16 protein-coding genes and 2 pseudogenes are annotated in these 17,646 nt (G+C 38.1%); 13 read left to right on the top strand and 5 right to left on the bottom strand.

Annotation, left to right across the window (positions count from 1 at the left end; genetic code table 11):
- Positions 1 to 33: 33 nt before the first annotated feature.
- Complete coding sequence (locus tag AOR04_RS08200; protein WP_096793009.1) at positions 34 to 342, top strand: 2Fe-2S iron-sulfur cluster-binding protein; 309 nt, start codon at positions 34 to 36, stop codon at positions 340 to 342.
- Between the two features lie 16 nt (positions 343 to 358).
- The gene (locus AOR04_RS08205; protein WP_007378068.1) at positions 359 to 1,636 is read left to right on the top strand and encodes an NAD(P)/FAD-dependent oxidoreductase; all 1,278 of its coding nucleotides are present in this window, start codon (positions 359 to 361) and stop codon (positions 1,634 to 1,636) included.
- On the opposite strand, the gene AOR04_RS08210 is transcribed toward AOR04_RS08205, so the two are convergent.
- Positions 1,622 to 2,371, bottom strand: coding sequence for a helix-turn-helix domain-containing protein (locus AOR04_RS08210; protein WP_096794107.1), 750 nt, complete (start codon positions 2,369 to 2,371; stop codon positions 1,622 to 1,624). The two genes, AOR04_RS08205 and AOR04_RS08210, sit on opposite strands and share 15 nt — an antisense overlap.
- A 141-nt stretch (positions 2,372 to 2,512) precedes the next feature.
- Between AOR04_RS08210 and AOR04_RS08215 the strand changes: the two genes are divergently transcribed.
- The 5 genes from AOR04_RS08215 (at position 2,513) to AOR04_RS08230 (ending at position 5,942) form a co-directional block, all read left to right on the top strand.
- Entirely contained in the window at positions 2,513 to 3,622 is a 1,110-nt protein-coding gene (locus tag AOR04_RS08215; protein ID WP_096793010.1) for a Zn-dependent alcohol dehydrogenase, read from the top strand.
- Positions 3,623 to 3,633: 11 nt separating this feature from the next.
- Complete coding sequence (locus tag AOR04_RS08220; RefSeq protein ID WP_008136679.1) at positions 3,634 to 4,452, top strand: alpha/beta hydrolase; 819 nt, start codon at positions 3,634 to 3,636, stop codon at positions 4,450 to 4,452.
- Between the two features lie 11 nt (positions 4,453 to 4,463).
- Complete coding sequence (locus AOR04_RS21830; RefSeq protein WP_232525523.1) at positions 4,464 to 4,856, top strand: hypothetical protein; 393 nt, start codon at positions 4,464 to 4,466, stop codon at positions 4,854 to 4,856.
- Positions 4,857 to 4,894: 38 nt separating this feature from the next.
- Positions 4,895 to 5,503 carry a hypothetical protein gene (locus AOR04_RS21835; RefSeq protein WP_232525533.1) on the top strand — a complete coding sequence of 203 codons (609 nt, stop codon included), beginning with the start codon at positions 4,895 to 4,897 and terminating at the stop codon, positions 5,501 to 5,503.
- A 157-nt stretch (positions 5,504 to 5,660) separates the two neighbouring features.
- Positions 5,661 to 5,942: a hypothetical protein gene (locus AOR04_RS08230; RefSeq protein WP_157770540.1), complete on the top strand. Its 282-nt coding sequence runs from the start codon at positions 5,661 to 5,663 to the stop codon at positions 5,940 to 5,942.
- A gap of 29 nt (positions 5,943 to 5,971) precedes the next feature.
- Here AOR04_RS08230 and AOR04_RS08235 read toward each other — a convergent pair whose 3' ends face one another.
- On the bottom strand, positions 5,972 to 6,358 hold the full coding sequence (locus tag AOR04_RS08235; protein WP_033029369.1) for a YkgJ family cysteine cluster protein: 387 nt from the start codon (positions 6,356 to 6,358) through the stop codon (positions 5,972 to 5,974).
- Between the two features lie 271 nt (positions 6,359 to 6,629).
- On the opposite strand from AOR04_RS08235, the gene AOR04_RS08240 reads away from it, so the two are divergent.
- The 3 genes from AOR04_RS08240 (at position 6,630) to AOR04_RS08250 (ending at position 10,122) form a co-directional block, all read left to right on the top strand.
- The gene (locus AOR04_RS08240; RefSeq protein WP_007378075.1) at positions 6,630 to 6,809 is read left to right on the top strand and encodes a hypothetical protein; all 180 of its coding nucleotides are present in this window, start codon (positions 6,630 to 6,632) and stop codon (positions 6,807 to 6,809) included.
- 199 nt (positions 6,810 to 7,008) lie between these two features.
- Positions 7,009 to 7,437, top strand: coding sequence for a hypothetical protein (locus AOR04_RS08245; protein WP_007378076.1), 429 nt, complete (start codon positions 7,009 to 7,011; stop codon positions 7,435 to 7,437).
- 639 nt (positions 7,438 to 8,076) lie between these two features.
- Positions 8,077 to 10,122 carry a hypothetical protein gene (locus AOR04_RS08250; protein ID WP_007378077.1) on the top strand — a complete coding sequence of 682 codons (2,046 nt, stop codon included), beginning with the start codon at positions 8,077 to 8,079 and terminating at the stop codon, positions 10,120 to 10,122.
- A 234-nt stretch (positions 10,123 to 10,356) separates the two neighbouring features.
- Here AOR04_RS08250 and AOR04_RS08255 read toward each other — a convergent pair.
- Positions 10,357 to 10,797: pseudogene (locus AOR04_RS08255) on the bottom strand (6-bladed beta-propeller); the annotation flags it as partial.
- A gap of 78 nt (positions 10,798 to 10,875) precedes the next feature.
- On the opposite strand from AOR04_RS08255, the gene AOR04_RS08260 reads away from it, so the two are divergent.
- A complete protein-coding gene (locus tag AOR04_RS08260) occupies positions 10,876 to 12,054 on the top strand; it encodes an IS4 family transposase (RefSeq protein WP_096792381.1) in 1,179 nt (392 codons plus the stop codon).
- Positions 12,055 to 12,065: 11 nt separating this feature from the next.
- Here the strand turns inward: AOR04_RS08260 and AOR04_RS08265 are convergent.
- Together AOR04_RS08265 and AOR04_RS08270 are read right to left on the bottom strand one after the other, a co-directional pair.
- Positions 12,066 to 12,746 (bottom strand): annotated as a pseudogene (locus tag AOR04_RS08265) (6-bladed beta-propeller); the annotation flags it as partial.
- A gap of 77 nt (positions 12,747 to 12,823) precedes the next feature.
- Entirely contained in the window at positions 12,824 to 13,597 is a 774-nt protein-coding gene (locus AOR04_RS08270; protein ID WP_096793012.1) for a phytanoyl-CoA dioxygenase family protein, read from the bottom strand.
- A 234-nt stretch (positions 13,598 to 13,831) separates the two neighbouring features.
- On the opposite strand from AOR04_RS08270, the gene AOR04_RS08275 reads away from it, so the two are divergent.
- Entirely contained in the window at positions 13,832 to 14,599 is a 768-nt protein-coding gene (locus AOR04_RS08275; protein WP_096793013.1) for an IclR family transcriptional regulator, read from the top strand.
- Between the two features lie 251 nt (positions 14,600 to 14,850).
- Positions 14,851 to 17,622 (top strand): TonB-dependent receptor, encoded by a 2,772-nt coding sequence (locus AOR04_RS08280; protein ID WP_096793014.1) that lies wholly within the window; start codon positions 14,851 to 14,853, stop codon positions 17,620 to 17,622.
- The last annotated feature ends 24 nt before the right edge of the window (positions 17,623 to 17,646 follow it).

Raw genomic sequence — 17,646 nt, forward strand, 5'->3', positions numbered from 1 at the left:
TACAGTAACAAGTAAAAGTAGAGGATTAATACGATGGCGAAAGTAATATTTATAACCAAAACAAATAATGCAGTTGAGGTTGAGGGCGACAGTGGCTCGCTAATGGAACTAGCATCAGCAAATGGTGTTGCTGGTATTGATGGTGATTGTGGCGGTGTATGTTCGTGTGCAACGTGTCATATTTACTTAACACCGGATGACTTTAAAAAAGTAGGTACACCCGATGAGATAGAAAGCGACATGCTAGAGCTGGACGATAACGTAACGCAATACAGCCGTTTATGTTGCCAAATTGAGGTGTCTGACAATATTGATGGCATGACCTTCAGAGTAGCCAATTAAAAGCGGGTACAGCATTATGCAAAACACACATACAGAACCAAATCTACTTGAGCAAAGCGTGGTGGTTATTGGCGCAAGCCATGGCGGGGTTAACTTTGCTTTTACCCTTCGCCAGCAAGGTTGGCTGGGTAAAATTACGTTACTCGACAGCGATCCAGAGCTGCCATATCATCGGCCACCTTTGTCTAAAAAAACGTTGCAATCGGATGATGTAAAATCGACTCCATTAAAAGTAGAAAAAGCTTATACCGATAGCAATATAGATTTATGCTTGGGCCAGCGTGTTACTGCAATTAATAAACAAAGTAAAACAATTACGCTGAAATGTGGAAAGCAAATAGCCTTTCATAAATTAGTGATAGCGACAGGATGTTCGCCCTTTATTCCGCCTATTAAAGGGCTTATTGATACCGTTGACGATAAAGGGAATGCACAATATTTTGCGATGCGAACACACGCAGATGCAGTGGCAATAAAAACAGCACTCAATAAAAGTAATGATAAACAGGTTGTCATTATTGGTGGCGGCTACATTGGCCTTGAGTCGGCGTCATCGTTTATAGCGTTAGGTGCAAAAGTAACGGTAATTGAAAAACAACAAAGCATACTCTCGCGTGTTACATCAGCTGTTATGTCTGACTTTTTAACTCAATTGCACATAAGCAAAGGGGTAGATTTGCAAACAGCGAAAGATGTTGTACAAATAAAGCACACAGCTAATAAACATTATGTTGTATGCAGTGATGGCACTCAATATCCCGCCGATTTTATTTTAGTGGGCGTTGGGGTAAGGCTTAATACCGAGCTTGCAGTGACTGCAGAGTTAGCGCTCGAACAAGGTATTAAAGTAAATGAAGTGTGCCAAACTTCACACCCTGATATTTTTTCTATCGGCGACTGTACCTCACACTTTAATAAAATTTATCAGAGATGGATAAGACTTGAATCGGTTCAAAATGCCGTAGAACAAGCTAAAACAGCTGCACAGTTTTTAGCAAAAAATAGTGAACCGGTTCCTGCTTTACCTTGGTTTTGGTCAGATCAATACGAGTACAAACTACAGATAGTGGGTTTATCACAAGGGTATAACGAAATTGTCGTACGCGAAGAGTCACCGGAACAATTTTCGCTTTGGTATTTTAATAACGACACATTGTTGTGTGTAGAAGCGGTTAATCATGCTAAAGCCTACGTACTTGGTACACAGGCTATAAAGCAAAATATAAAGGTTAATAAGCGGATATTAAGTGATTTAGCAACACCGCTTGCAAAGCAACACCTACTTGAGACGTAGCTGCTGGCGATACTGGTGAGGGGTAACTTTAAAATGGTGCTTAAACTGCTTAATAAAATACGACGGGCTGGAGAAACTCAAGTCGTAAGAAATATCAGTTACCGAGGCATCACTTTGCCCAAGTAGTCGTGCGGCATTATATAGCTTGTGCTGAATAAGGTAGTCGGAGTACGGCACTCTAAAATGCTTTTTAAATACTCGTGAAAAATACGAAGGTGATAAATAACAAAGTGCTGCGGCTTGCTCTAGCGAAAGATTGAGGCCATTTTTTGTTTTTAGCTCATTAACAACGGGTGTTAACTTTTTAAAGCTAGCTGAACCACTCAACGGTTTTTGCTGGTTAGATAAACTACTTTTACCGTATTCGCACACCATGGTTATTAAACTATTAAACAGTTGTTTGCAGGTTTTACTTTTTGGGTTTTCGTTAAACTCGCTCAACATCCATGCGAGTAGTTTATGGATTCTTTTTTGTAGTTCAACGCTAAATGTTAGATGTAAACCGGTTTTCAATAGATCTAAAAACTCTTGTAGGGCTGGGTCGTTAAGGCGCTCAGGCATAAACTGCACAATATACCAAGATTTAGGACGTGGGTTTAAAGCAAAATCATGCGTTTCCATTGCAGGCGTAAAAACGGCCTCAAAATCAGACAGAGTTGATTCACCCTGATGGTAAAAATAAGTGCCATCAATTTGTTCAAAAAATATAAATTCTTGCACCTGATGAAAGTGCATAAAACATGAATAGCTATCGTGCTGAAGATAACTTACATGATGAATTTCGAAATCGTAACCGTCTTTTATACAAAACGGTTCACAGTAAATTGTCGGTTGCTTCATAACATAATACTTATATTTAGAGACTTAGGAGTCTACATGTACAAGGCAAAAGCTGCAATTGCAGATGGAAAAGGCGGTTTTTTCTTCGATACCGTTAATGTCGGAAAACCAAGTACTGGCGAAGTAAAAATTAAAATAAAAGCCTCAGGTATTTGTCATACCGATTGGGATTCAATTAAAACATGGAATAAAAAATTTATCATTGGTCATGAAGGCGCAGGAACCGTTGTTGAGTTGGGCGAAGGTGTAACGGAATTTACTATTGGCGATAAAGTAATGCTAAATTGGGCAATTCCGTGTGGTGAGTGTTTCCAGTGCCAAGAGGGTAATTTACACATTTGTGAAGTAAATAGCCCCGTAACTGGCAATGGTTTATGCGGACACGCAGGTAAACAAGCGTGTGAGCATAATGGCAATAGCTTAGAGCGCTCATTTCATTTAGGTACGATGAGCGAATACACCGTCGTTAAAGCTGCTGCAGTTATAAAAATACACAGTGACATTCCTTTTCCAAGTGCAAGTATTGTTGGTTGCGGTGTAATGACCGGTTACGGATCAGTGGTTAATGCCGCTAAAGTAAAAGCAGGTTCGTCAGTAGCCGTATTAGGCTGTGGAGGCGTAGGACTAAATGCAATACAAGGGGCTGCAATTTCAGGCGCCGCTAAAATAATAGCAATTGATTTGTCACCGGAGCGATTAACACAAGCTAAAGCATTTGGTGCTACACATACCGTACTTGCTAAAAAGTATGACCCTGATTTAGTTCATATGATAAACGAAGTTAAAGCGCTAACAAATAGTCGCGGAGCCGATTATGCCTTTGAGTGTACAGCAGTGCCGGCACTTGGTTCAGCGCCATTAGCATTAATACGCAGCGCGGGCGTTGCGGTGCAAGTGAGTGGCATTGAGCAAAAAATAGATTTTGATTGCGAACTATTTGAGTGGGATAAAATTTATATAAATCCGCTCTACGGGCAATGTAATCCTAAGCGCAACTTTGCTCAAATACTAGACCTTTATGACGCAAAAAAGCTCAAGCTCGATGAGCTAGTCACAAAAACTTACTCGTTAGATGAGTTACAAACAGGCTTTGACGACATGCTAGCAGGGCGTATCGCTAAAGGTGTCGTCGTGTTTGATGATTAAAGGAGCATAAAATGGCAATTCATCGTTTAGAGGTATCAAATAACTGTTACACCGCTGATAACTTTGTAACGCTAACCGCGTATAGCAGTCACTTAAAAGGGCGAGGTGATATAAGCATTTACCAAGAAGCAACCAGTAATAAAAATGTACCTATAATTGTATTACTGCATGGTGTGTATGGTAGCCACTGGGTGTGGAGCCAGCTAGGGGGCGTACATAAAGTGTATCAGCAGCTTCGCAGCAGTGGCCTTAACGAGTTTGTATTAGTGATGCCATCAGATGGCGCACACGCCGAGGGCAGCGGGTATTTGCCACTTAAAAATGCAGATTATGAAGCATGGATAGTTGATGATGTGATTAGCGCTGTTATTCAAACTCAACCAATGTGCTCGAGCTCATCAAATATTTATATTACGGGCCTTTCAATGGGAGGGTATGGAGCATTATGTTTAGGTGCAAAGCATCCAACTATTTTTAGCGGTATATCAGCGCATTCATCAATTACTGAGCTTGACGACTTTAATCTCTTTGTTGATGAACACACTCTAAAGCCACTAAAAAAAACCACTGATAAGTACAAAGGCGACGTGTTTAAAACATTGATCGCGAATAAAAAGACATTACCGCCACTGCGATTTGATTGCGGAAAAGACGATGTACTTTTTAGTGCTAATACTGCGCTTGCAAAAAAGCTAGTTGATGAAAATGTTCCTCATACGTTCGATATTTTTGCAGGCACCCATTGCTGGGAGTATTGGCACGAACATGTAGCTAAAACTATGATCTTTTTTGCTCAATTAGAAAGCAAAACTCACACACAATTAAAATAAGGAGATAACACATGAAAGTCATTAGCTCACTTTTAATTGCATTTGCATGTACTGCATCATGCAATTTAGTCGCGCAGCCAGAAGTATCCGTAAATTTAAACGTAAAGCGAAGTATTGACGGCCTATCAACCTTTGATAGAAGCAAATACATTGTTATGCATTCGATGCTAACAACAACCGATTGGAAGGGGGAAGAAGATAAGCTTGACTACTTACTTAACGACCTTGATGTGTACTTTGGTCGCGATAATGGTTCTATGCCGTATTACGCGACTCAAGTTGAGCAAAACTCAAATAACCTAGGGTACGCAAGCCCTGAGAGTATCGCTGCTTATGGCAAAACTGCTCGCGAAGATTATTATGGTAAAACGTTGTCGAAGCTTCAAATGAAGCCGACTTATTAGTAGATAGTTACGTAAACAAGAACAAAGCATATGTAATTATCAGTAATTTAGAAACAAGTGCTAATAGCGCCTTGCTAAATTTAACAGAGCTACCAAGGAATCCGATTAATAACATTAAAATTAAGCACTTGCACTTTGCTAATGGTGAGCCAACACTTATAGCAACATCACAAAATATTGGTGTAAAAAATGAGTTACCAAAAAGCATTAACATAGGCGCAGAAGCCACAGTAATTATTGAATATACGTTCAGCAACAATATAAAAATTACTGCTAAGTCTGACGAGCATAAATACTATGCAACAACCTACAAACAGCCAATTAAAGCCAATACAGCGCTTAAATTTAACATTAACAATGTAAAAACAAGTGAATATGGTAAAGGTATATTGCGTTTAAGTTTTGGTAGAGAGCATGATTTAGCTCAACAATCTATCGTTAAAGTAAATGGCACTTTAGTTACTGTACCAACCGATTATGCCGGTGATGAGCAAGTATTTCGCCCACAAGTATTTAGCATGCTAGAAATCAAAGTTCCAAACGAGCTGTTAAAAACCAATAATACGATATTAGTTACATACCCAGATGATGGCGGATTTGTTAGTAGCGTGACGCTTCAAGCGTTTGAGTACAGTGATGATATTTAATTTAAAAAACTAACTATTTGTTATGTTATAAAAAGCAAGGTCACTAATTATTAGTGGCCTTAGTTGTCACAGAAGTCTTATTCAATTTTAAAAATAGATGGCATAATTCGTATGCATTAGTGATTGATCTTTATGTGTATTATATTTACTTGTGCTATTGGCCGAAAAGAAAACAGATGCTTTAATGGTCGGCGGAAGCTTATGTTATGTCTATCCCGCACTACTTGTTTATGAGGTACCAATATCAATTTTATTAAAAAAATTTAATGTTTTTAATTTACCTATGGTTCTTTTAGCGAGTGTAATCCCATTTATTGTAATTATTTCAATAGGTTGGATTGAACCTGTAGGGCCTTTTTTTTTAATTTGCTTTGGCTCTATTGTAGTTGCTATAGGTTGTTGGTATACAGATTTACTCTTTTTTAAAAATAAAAACTAACCAATAACCTGTTGCAGTTTAAAAGAGAATTATCGACTATCAATCATAAGTATATCGAGTTTATGTTGAGCTCTGGTTTGATTCTTTATGTCGATAGGTTCAATCATCTCGCATTCGTCTCTGATCATTTCAGGAATGAGGCTAGGGTAGTGGCGACAGTCCTCTGGGCGGTCGAGATAAATACTGCAGGTGTACATGTTTTTAGCCAAGGGATCTTTTTTAGGCGCAATTTCTAAAAAAGGGCATGCATCTAGTCTCAATCCTGTTTTTGGGTCAAACCAAATTTCGTCGTTTTTCACGTATTCGTAGATTTCGGGGTTAAAAAGCTCCCATAAATCAATTTCTTCTTTTGATGCGCTTAAATCGCCACCACCGTATTTAATACAGCACTTACCGCATTGATTACATTGTTTCATAATTTGCTAATTGAATTGGTTGTCAACGAGTTTAAGTTAGCTGTGAGTGTAGCACTGAATTTATTATTCGCTGTTTGCTTAATTAAAAAACCATCCCTTTAATACAGTAGTTACGGTATTAATCTAGATGCAAAATCCCTTGTTACATTTTATATAGTGCAAACATTATTTAATGGTTTACTCTAAAGGTAGTTAAAAATGTTATGAAATCAGTTTGAGTAACTTGTGGCTGTTACAATTACTGTACAAAAATATTTGATCAGGAATTATCATGAAAGAAGCTGTTTCAAAGTTAAAAACAGAATTTAATGCAAAGTTATTGTATTGGAACAATCTTAAAAGTAACAAAGCTAAAGCGCTAATTCTCTTATTGTTTATAGCTGTTATTGCGCTTAAGGTATTTACAACCATATTTACCTTCGATTGGCTTGCGAGTTTATTTCGCATTTAAGGTTACAAGCAATAATTTCGGTAAAATTTTAATCACAAAGTGTTTAACGCCTACCCGATGTTTATTATTAATGTATTATTACGCTATAGACCAAATTAAATAAATCAGTTGTTAAAACATGTTTTGTAATGGCTGAATGCTATATTTTGGCTAAATTGAGTGAGTAATTGAGTTTAGCTGCATTAAAAGGTAACACGTAATGATGAACACAAAAGTATACAAAGCGGTACACGACTTAGCAGAAGAACTAATGACGGCTGCTAATAAAAATGATCGTGAAAAGTTTGAGTCTTTATTTGCTCAATTAAAAGCTATTTGTATGGAAAACGAAAATACGTCTAAAGATCACCCAGTGCAATGGGAAACCCTAGCTGATTTTACCGAAGAGCTAGAAGAAGCGATCACCACTTATGAAAAAGCGTTAGAGAAGTCAATTGCAATTAATAACAAAGATCATATGTCATCGGTTGCTTTTTCAATGGCTACGTTACAGTTAGAAATAGGTCAAAAAGACGAAGCGATTAAAAACTTACAAAACGCTAAAGTTAGTGCTAATAAAATTGAAGACAAAGAGCTTAAAGCTGAAATACATGACTTACTAGAGTCACTTATTGAAGAGGAAGGTTAAGTATTTAAAAGTATAATTAGCCCCCATTAAATGTGATTTTTGTGGACTTAACTTGATATTAATAACGCGCTGGTGGTTTATACCCTCAGCGCTTTTTTATGTTTACTATAAATGACAAAAAGAAATGCTTTATTTTTGAGCCAGTTTACTCATAAAGTTTATATTTATTAATCAGCCTGTTACTTATTAAATTCTATTCAGCAAATCTATAGATTACTTTTTATGAGTGAGTCCCACTAAAATAAGTTAACCAATGTGGTCATGAGTCATCTTCCTTTTGAATGAATAACAACAAATTGTTAACACTGAAAAACGTCTGAAATAATTAGAATGTAATTAAAAGTCACACATAAAATATTTTTTATCAAATGCTTGGGTTCTGGTTTGGCTAAAAACCAAGCATGCTGCAGCAAATTCAATCTCAAAAAGTTAACACTCTCTAAATACCTAGTTGTAAATAGGGTGTTCAGCTTGTTCATTTACGGCGTTAACTTAGTCCCGTTAATTACCACTAAAGTGTGAAATTTGAACAAAACTTTAACTAATCGTTGCATTTTGTTAATTGTTAACATTATATTAATTGTGAGTTCCATGCCTTTACACAAAGGATTAATTTTTACACCAAGATAGGTAACAGTTATGAAAAAAAGATCATTGTATTGTGCGGTTTCGAGTGCGCTATTACTTTCAAGTACCTTTAATGTGCACGCTGTTAAAGTGCAGTTTAATATTGATACAAAACATGCTGTAGGACAGTTTGATAGCTTCGATCGTCGTAAATTTATTACGTTACATTCATCAAATACCGAAAGTGACTGGTTTGGAAATAACGCTCAAAGCTTAAATGCGCCTAATGCTGATCCTGATTTAATGACCCATTTTTTAGAAGATTACGATGTGTACTTTGGTCGTGATACAGGGGGCATGAAATATCAACTAACACAATTACCAGAAGATTCAGCAAAACCAGGTTATGCAAGCGCGGCAACCGCAACAACAAATGGCGGCGGAGTAAAATGGAATTACACCAATATTACAACAGCTCAAGCTAAAACAATGCGAAAGCATGAAGGGCGTAACAGCGATTTAATTGTCGCTGCACAGCAACATCCTTATTATCCTGATGGCACTAAAATTGGTAATCAAAATTGGTCTTTCTCGCAAAGAGATACTGCGGCTGAACCACTAGGTACAGCCATGGGCGACTACATGGCGCAGTTTTTACAAAAATACTTTAAATCAGGCCCATCAGATAGCCTTGGTCAAAAGCGCCCAACGTATGTTGAGGTAATGAACGAGCCACTGTTTGAACTGCACGACTTTCCGCATACCGGTTATGATAAAGAAAGCCTCTATGACATTTTTAGATTGCATAACTCAGTTGCTGATGTGATTAATGCTAACCCTGCACTGAATGATGTGAAAGTAGGGGGCTTTACGGTGGCGTTTCCTGATTATGAAAAAGGGTCACAATTTTTCGATAACTGGAAGCAACGCGACAAGGCATTTTTAGATATTGCAGGAAATAAAATGGACTTTATTTCGATGCACTTATATGACTTTCCAAATTTCCCAGGTGGCCCTGGTGGTCAGCATCAAATACAGTACCGAAAAGGCAGCAATATGGAAGCGACCCTTGATATGGTTGAGCAATATATGGCTTATAAATGGGGAAGTATTAAGCCGTTAGTTATTTCCGAATATGGCTCTCAATTACAAGGCTCATTTGGTACTAAATGGACACCGCAACGTGACTGGTTATGTCTAAAGGCAATGAGCTCTATGCTGATGAGCTTTATGGAAAGGCCAAACCGTATTGATAAAGCCATTCCGTTTATTCCATTAAAAGCAGAATGGGGCCGTATAAGCGACACTATTCCCTATTACTGGCGTTTACTGCGTCAAGCTAAAGAAGGTCAAGGTGAAACCGGCGAGCAATGGGTTTACACCGAAATGGTTAAGTTTTACCAGTTATGGTCTGATATAAAAGGGACGCGAATAGATAGCTGGGCAAGCGATATGGATATTCAAGCTGACGCGTATGTTGATGGCAAAGATGTTTATTTGGTATTAAACAGCCTTGAATTTTCGCCGACCAATATTGATTTAAGTGTTTTAGGCAAGGGTTCTAACAACGTAACGGGTGTAAATATTAAGCATTTATATCCTAATGCCCAAGGCAAACCAGTATTGGATAACAGCAACAGAACAACACTCCCAAGCTCTGTTGTATTAGGCTCTGAGTCAACCATGATAATTAAAGTGAGTCACCAAAAAAATGTTGTTATTAACAATATTAATCAAGAGACTAAGCATTACGCAAGTGCAGTAGTTAAAAATATTGCAGCCAACGCGACCCAGTTCTTTACTATTAACAATGTAGATAAAGGGGCTAATGGCGAGGCTACATTGCGCTTAGGTGTTGGCCGCCCTCATGGTAAGTCGTTAACGCCAGTTGTAACTGTTAATGGTAATAGAGTCGCTATTCCTACTGATTTTAGAGGATATGATCAAAAAAATGGTGGCCTTGGACGTGAGCGTTTCTTTGGTGTTATTGAAATTCCAGTGCCATATAATAACATTAAAAAAACTAACAATATTGAAGTTACATTCCCTGACAGCGGTGGTGCAGTTAGTTCACTAACATTACAAAACTTTAAAATGAGTAAACGTATTACTCGCTAAAAACGTGTAATAAAGGTTTAGTAATAAACAAATTGCGGGTTTATCTATATGATAGCTTCGCAGTTTTTTATTTGTATCGCTACTACTGCCTAACACAATACAAATAAACTAATACTAAATATGCTGGGAATGGCTTTAGGTGTATTTTTGCTGTTAAGCCTGTGAGTTTTATGCTTTACAATGAGTACAAGGTACTCATTATTAAAAATAAACACTATTCTCAGAGCGTTAAACTTAGCATGACTGTTTTATTAATTTAATTGGGTATGTTTTAGAGGAGTTCCACTGACCTACATATAAGTTGTTGTCTTGATCTACGCAAATACAATGCACGTGATTAAAAATGTTCCCGTTACTTTGCATCGGCTGTAGTTCTCCATTTATATACTGCGGTTGCGGTGCCCCTAAATTAGCTATTAGCGTGTTACTTTTATCAAATATACTAATAAAGCCAGAGTCGTCAGCATTTTTATTGTCAATATGCGACCAGCAAACAGGTGCATAAAATAGTTCACCTTTGAACACGGGACCGCCAATATATGCCCCATTAGCGCTAATTCTATTAAGGTACTTACCATCAAACGAAAATACTTTTAAACATTGCTCAAAACGAGAGCTTACTATTAATGTAGGATTTAAGGGATCATGTAAATCTACTTCAACCCCATGGGCTGACGAATCCCCAAAACGTGACAGGCACAGCAATTTATGATCTTATGTAAATCACCACAACCCACATAAGTCACAACTGCTATGCCTGACACATCAGTTTGCCATAAGTACTTTAAACATGCATTAGCGCCATTCAATAATGCCAGAGTAAAAACATTACTAAGCTGCAGTAATGCATTAATTTCGGGCAATAAACTTACCTTAACTGAAATCGGCAGAAATTTGTCTGGCGCTGTGGATGTAAAACATAAAATAAAACGCGTTGATCGCTTCTTAAAAAATACTCACCTCTACAATGAAAGGGTCGCTATCTATAAAGCATTAGCTCATCCTATTATCGACTCTTTACCAATGCTTGCAATTGCCGTTGACTGGAGCGGTGCCTGTGGTCACGACTATCACTTACTGCGAGCAAGCTTACTTGTGGATGGGCGCTCTATCGTGATTTATAACATGATTGTTGAGCAGAAGAATTTTGATAGCCCAGCAACCAACAGCCTGTTTTTAGATGAACTTTATGAAGTGCTTGGACGACATCCTAGTGTCTATATTGTAACAGACGGCGGCTTTCTTACGCCTTGGTATAGTAAAGTACGCGAACTTGGTTGGCATATGATAGGTCGATTAAGAGGCTCAATGAAGTGTAAACTAGCCATGCAATCACAATGGCATACATTAAAACAACTTAGGGCTGGTGCCAGCGATATACCAAAGGCGTTAGGTCAAGCAAGACTAACTCAGTCCAGCCCGACAGCATGCGATGCATTTTTACACGTATATCATGGAAAAAATAAAGGAAGAAAAGGAAAAAGCAGATTTACGAAAGATACAAAAATGTATCAAAACTTAGCGAAAGAGCCATGGTTACTCGCGACATCAGACAATACAATGACGAGTAAGCGAGTAGTTGGTTTATATAGTAAAAGAATGCAAATAGAGCAAAATTTCCGCGATGACAAAAGTTTGAGATATGGTTTTTCGTGGCGTTTTAGTAAAAGCACCGGCATAAATAGAATAGGAATATTATGCTTGATAGCCACAATAGCGAGCACTGCGTTATGGTTTATAGGGTGTGAAGCAGAAAAAAGAAAGTGGCATATAAAATTTCAAGCAAATAGTGTTAAGAATCGCCGAGTTCTTTCATTTTTAACCTTAGCCAAGCAAGTCATAAAGCTATGTAAGAGACGTATTACACAAAGCTATATAGAAAAAAGTTTAAAAAACTTTATTTTTAATTATCAAAAAGAGGCCGCTGGATAAAGTGGGGATCCCTCAGCCCCATGGGTGTTGTGTAAATTGTAATTTTTGTCTTCATTATGGTGACCGCCCCAATGGTTTATATAGCGACCTTGTTTATCATAATGCAGTAAAAAGTCGCTGCCATAACCATCGGTGACATATAAATTCCCATTGGGGGCAATGGCAATGTCAGTAGGGCGAAAAGGTTGCTCAGGTTTATAAGCACCGCACGTTTGTGGATGGCCGATACTGTATATTAGTTTGCCATCTAAGGTCATTTTGGCAATAAAGCCAGACTGTGGAATGACATTGTTAGTAGGGCTATCCCATTGCTCTGTGCTGTGACCATCCCAGTGGCGATTAACAATCCAGCCACTATCTACAACGTATAAAAATTCTTGCTCGCCTTCTTTTACAATTTTTATAGCGTGTCCACCAGGAAAAGAGCTTCCAAAAGCGTCAAGTAATTCACCGTTTTGGCTATACACTAAAATATTATTAGTCGTGTTATCGGTGATCATAAATATTCTCCCTTGTGAGTCCATCACCATCGCATGACAATTTTCTATAGGGTATTTATTGGGGTTTAACTTTCCCCAGTGGGCGTCTATTTTGTATTTAAATTTACCTTGGCCAATTATTTTCCCGTGTGGGTCTTCGTCATTTTTAGGAGTAGCGTGAGGTATAAGGTGTTTTTGCTCTGAGGTTAACATACAGAATTTTCCATATAAAAAAACCAGCTTATGCATTGGGCTATAATGCATAAACTGGTTTAGGCTAGAAGGTTACTTTAAGTGCGTTCTTTTGCTTTAAAATTTAAAATAGCATCATCGTTAACGCGATTTAAAGGATAATAAACAGCTTCGTTTTCTTTAAATGGTTGGTTGCTAATCGCATTGTAAGCACTGATCATTGACCAACGAGGTTCGGCAGCGCGGTTTTGATTTGATTTATGCAGTAAATTACAGTGGAAAAACAGTACATCACCTGGTTCAAGTTCTACGTTCATAAGTTCATGGTACTTCATTGCTTCTTCTACAAACTCTAAACAGGCGCCTTTTTGGTCACCGGTTTTACTGTGATCCAATCGTCCTAAATGATGTGAGCCTTTAAGTACTTGCAAGCAACCATTTTCTTGCGTCGCTTTATTAATGGCGACCATACAGCTAATTGATTTTGGATAAAGCATGTAATTATCACGATGCCAGTAGCCAAAATCTTGGTGCCATTCCCAGGCGCCACCTACAAATGGTTCTTTCATCATAATTTTAGTGCTGGTGTGGTACACCTCTTCGCCAATAAGTGTTTCGCATACTTCAATTAAGCGACGACCGCGAGAAAACATACTGTATAAATCGTCGCCTGTTTTTTGCCATAAACAGACTTTACTTACAGCGCCATCGGCGTCTTTTTTGTCCCATGCTCGTTCATAGAGTGTATCGTCATTAAAAGCAGTTTGTTGTAGTAGCTCAATTTCATCAGCGCTGTAGTAATTTTTGACAATAATATAACCATCACGGTGAAAATCAGCTATTTGTTGTGGTGTTAAATAAGTGTGTGACATAAATGTAGTTCCATTTTCTCTTGCAGTTGTATATTGTTAACAATAGTTGCTCGGTTAAGCATCTAGGTCAAGCGTAATTTATATAAAAATATAGAATTCATATACGAATGAATTTTTTTAATTAAGTTATTGATTTTAAACCATTATTAAAAATTTAAAGCTAAAAAAAAGTTTTAAATTTATATATAAACAAACATATTGTTTATCAATTTTAAAAGGCATAAATAAGTACAAATGAACGATAAATCAAAAACTAAATATGCAGTTCCTGCTTTAGATAAGGGGTTGGATATATTAGAATTTTTAGCAAAAAATAAAAGGCCTTGTACACAAAGTGAGATAGCGGCTGGTATTTTAAAAACACCTAACGAAGTCTATAGAGTACTTGTTGGGCTTGAAAAACGCGGTTATCTAATTCGCTCTGAAACCTCTGGTCGATATCATTTGTCATTAAAGTTGTATAATTTATCGCGAAGTATTTCACCAATGGATAATGTACTAAAATCGGCCTTGCCACATATGGAAGATCTAGCTGTAAATATTGAACAGTCATGTCATCTAAGTATGCTTTATCAAAGCCAAGCTATGGTGGTAGTGCAAGCGCGTAGCAAAAGCCCTATGCATTTGAGTATTGCAGAGGGGGCTTTATTTCCACTTAGTAGCTCAAGCGCTGGTAAACTGCTTTTAGCCAACAGTAATGACGAAGTGCGGCAAATGCTTATCGAACACGATGAAATTTACAGTGCTAGTAAAGACGCCTATAAAGTATTATTAAATGAGCTAAATACAATCAAAGTGCAAGGGCACATAATGCAAAGCAATCCACTTATCGCCGGAGTACACGATTTTAGTGTCTTAATTGGCAGGCCTAATGCAAATTTAATAGCTGCATTGACCATTTCTTCTTTTGACTCAACCCTAAACACTCACGCTAATAAACACAGTGTAATTAGCGAGCTTAAAAATACCGCCCAAAAAATAACCTCATTACTAGAGCGCTAATACCAACTAGCGCTTTTGTAGGGAGCAACCCGCTCAACAGTCATGCATAAGTCTCAGTACTTTACTACTTGCTTACAATGTCGAATAAAAAACCAACGCTAACTGTAAAATAAATGGTCAATTTGTTTGACTTAATTAGCTAAACTAATTTATTTTAAAGTTAATTGTTAACAATATTACAATAGCAATAAGCATCCCGTAAATAATCCGTCAACGATTACACGTAATAAACACAATATTTAGGTGCAAAAATGACTAACAGACAATTTAAATTAAATGCGATTTGCGCAGCAATGCTGATAACTTCTCCTGTAAGTTATGCCGCACAGGAAAACGAGACAACTGTACAAAGTGATGTTGAAGTTATCCAAGTAACAGGTATCAGAAGCGCATTAAGTAAATCTGCTTCAATAAAGCAAGATTCATCAGGCGTCGTAGATGCTATATCAGCAGAGGACATTGGTAAGTTACCTGATACTAACTTAGCTGAATCGCTGCAACGTATTAGTGGTGTATCAATCGACCGTGCAAACAATGAGGGCAACCAAGTTAGTGTTCGGGGTTTTGGTCCTGGCTTTAATTTAGTAACCTTAAATGGTCGTCAAATGCCAAACTCTTCGGTTTTACAAGAAGCGGGAGTTTCTCGCAGCTTTAACTTTAGAGAAATCGCGGCTGAAAGTGTGTCGGGTGTATCAGTTTATAAAACGGGTAAAGCTAATGTAGCCTCAGGCGGTATTGGCGCAACCATTAATATAAATACAGCAAAACCATTTGATTTTGACGGTTTTAAAGCATTTGCAAATGCAAAGGCAATTAAAGACACCAGCTCAGAGAAATCAAACGTAACACCAGAAATTTCGGGAATGGTTAGCCAAACATTCGCTGATGATACGTTTGGTGTTTTACTTGCGCTGTCGCATTCAGAGCGAGAAAGTGGCCGAGAGCGCGTAGGCACATCGCAAGGTTGGGTACGTAACCGAGCAAATGCTGCCGGTATTGATAGCAGTGCAATTGATACCACAGTTAATCCAACGGGTACTTATTGGGTACCTTGGACGCCAGAAATGGAGCGCTTTGAAACTAAGCGAGAACGCCAAAATGCGCAGTTGGTTTTACAGTATGCTCCTAGTGACAACTTAACGGCTACACTTGATTACACTTTATCGCGCTTTGAAGAAATTAGTAACACAAATAAAATGGCATTTTGGTTCGATAACCCAACAGGCACCGCCGATGAAAATGGCACTTTAGTCGATATTAAAAATGCAAATGATGAGTTGAATTTTTGGGCGTGGGAGCTTTACGAAGAAAAAGAAAACGATTCATTAGGCTTAAATTTAGCGTGGCAAGCAAGCGATTCATTGAAACTTACGTTTGACGCTCATAACTCTACATCACACTCAAACCCAGATGGTGATACAGCTGAAACAATTGCAAATTTAAAGAATGTCCCAGGTTCGGTTAAATCCATCAATGCTAACTTCTCTGGTGATATTCCGAGTATTGGGGTTGATGATTCAACATTGGCGGGTGGGGCTTACAACCCAGCTAATATTGTGTCAGATTTATATCAGCGCCGTGGCTATGAAATGAAAAATACCATTAAGCAGTATCATGCAAGTGGGCAATGGGAGAATTTGAAGAGTGGGGCACTCAGCGCTATAAATTTTGGTGTAATGTATACCGATTATCAAATTGATACTTATCTTTCTGAGCAGTTCTCATTTGTGGATATTCCTCTAGACAACCTAGGGCTAACCTTTGATGAACAAGGTGACTTTGCTGATGAGTTTTCAGGTTCGGATCAGCTATTTCCATTTATTCCACGTTACAGTGCCAACGATTTTGTAGATATTGTCAGAGATGAAGGATTATTTATTGAGCCAAATATTTCTACAAATGGGGTTGAGGAGCAAACGCTCGCGATATATGTATCATTTGATCTTAAAACCGAATTTAATGATATTCCAATTGATATGAATGTCGGTGTGCGCTACGAAGACACCGATGTAACAGGTTATTCAGTCAAGCCTGGGGTTGTTGCTTTTAACTATCGTCATGCTGAAGAGCTTCGCCCTGTATTTGCTGCAACAGCAACACCGCAGGAGCTTGAAGGTGGTTATACACGTGTATTACCAAACTTTGATATAAGCGCCGACTTAGATGACGGCTTTAAAACTCGTTTTTCATATAGTCGTACATTAGCTCGTGCAGGTATTGGTGGTATGTTCCCATCAACTACCATTAACGCCCGTCCTGAAGGACCGTTTAATGCATCGCAAGGTAACCCTAACTTATTGCCAATTACGTCAGATAACTTTGATTTTTCAGTTGAGTGGTATGGAGACGACGGAAGCTATGCATCAGTTGGTTACTTTAAAAAGTTTGTTGAAAACTTCATTGGTGCAGGCGTAGTGCAAGGTACGCTAAATGATGTAAATGGCGAGCCGTTACGCGATCCAAGTGTTAACCCCCGCCCTGGTTGTCCTGATAGTTCAGATACACCTAACCCAGCATGTTTAAGCCAAGCGTCAGACCCGATTGTTACATTTGATATTGCAACGCCAGATAATCTTCAAAATCGTGAAGTAGATGGTTGGGAATTAAATGCGCAGTACATGGTGCCTGATACAGGCTTTGGCGTGGTTGCTAATTATACGATAGTGAATAGCGATGAATCGTTTAAACCGTATGATTTTGACCAAACAATTGCACTAGCAGGACTAAGCGATTCAGGTAATTTGGTCGGCTTTTACGAAAACGATGATTACCAAGTACGTTTAGCCTATAACTGGCGCGATGATTTCTTACTGTCTTTGGGAACTGAGCCTACATTTACAGAGGCGTATGGTCAGCTAGATTTTAGTTTTAATTACACCATTAACGACACCTTGGGTGTTAGCTTTGATGCACTTAATTTAACGAATGAAACAACACGCCGCCATGGTCGTTTTGCAGAGCAATTAGTATCTGCTGAGCAATATGGTCCGCGCTTTAGCATTGGCTTAAGTGCTAAATGGTAAGTTAGTTTATTGACAAATAATACA

This window comes from Pseudoalteromonas sp. 1_2015MBL_MicDiv, from assembly GCF_002407505.1.
Taxonomy (GTDB): Bacteria; Pseudomonadota; Gammaproteobacteria; order Enterobacterales; family Alteromonadaceae; genus Pseudoalteromonas; species Pseudoalteromonas fuliginea.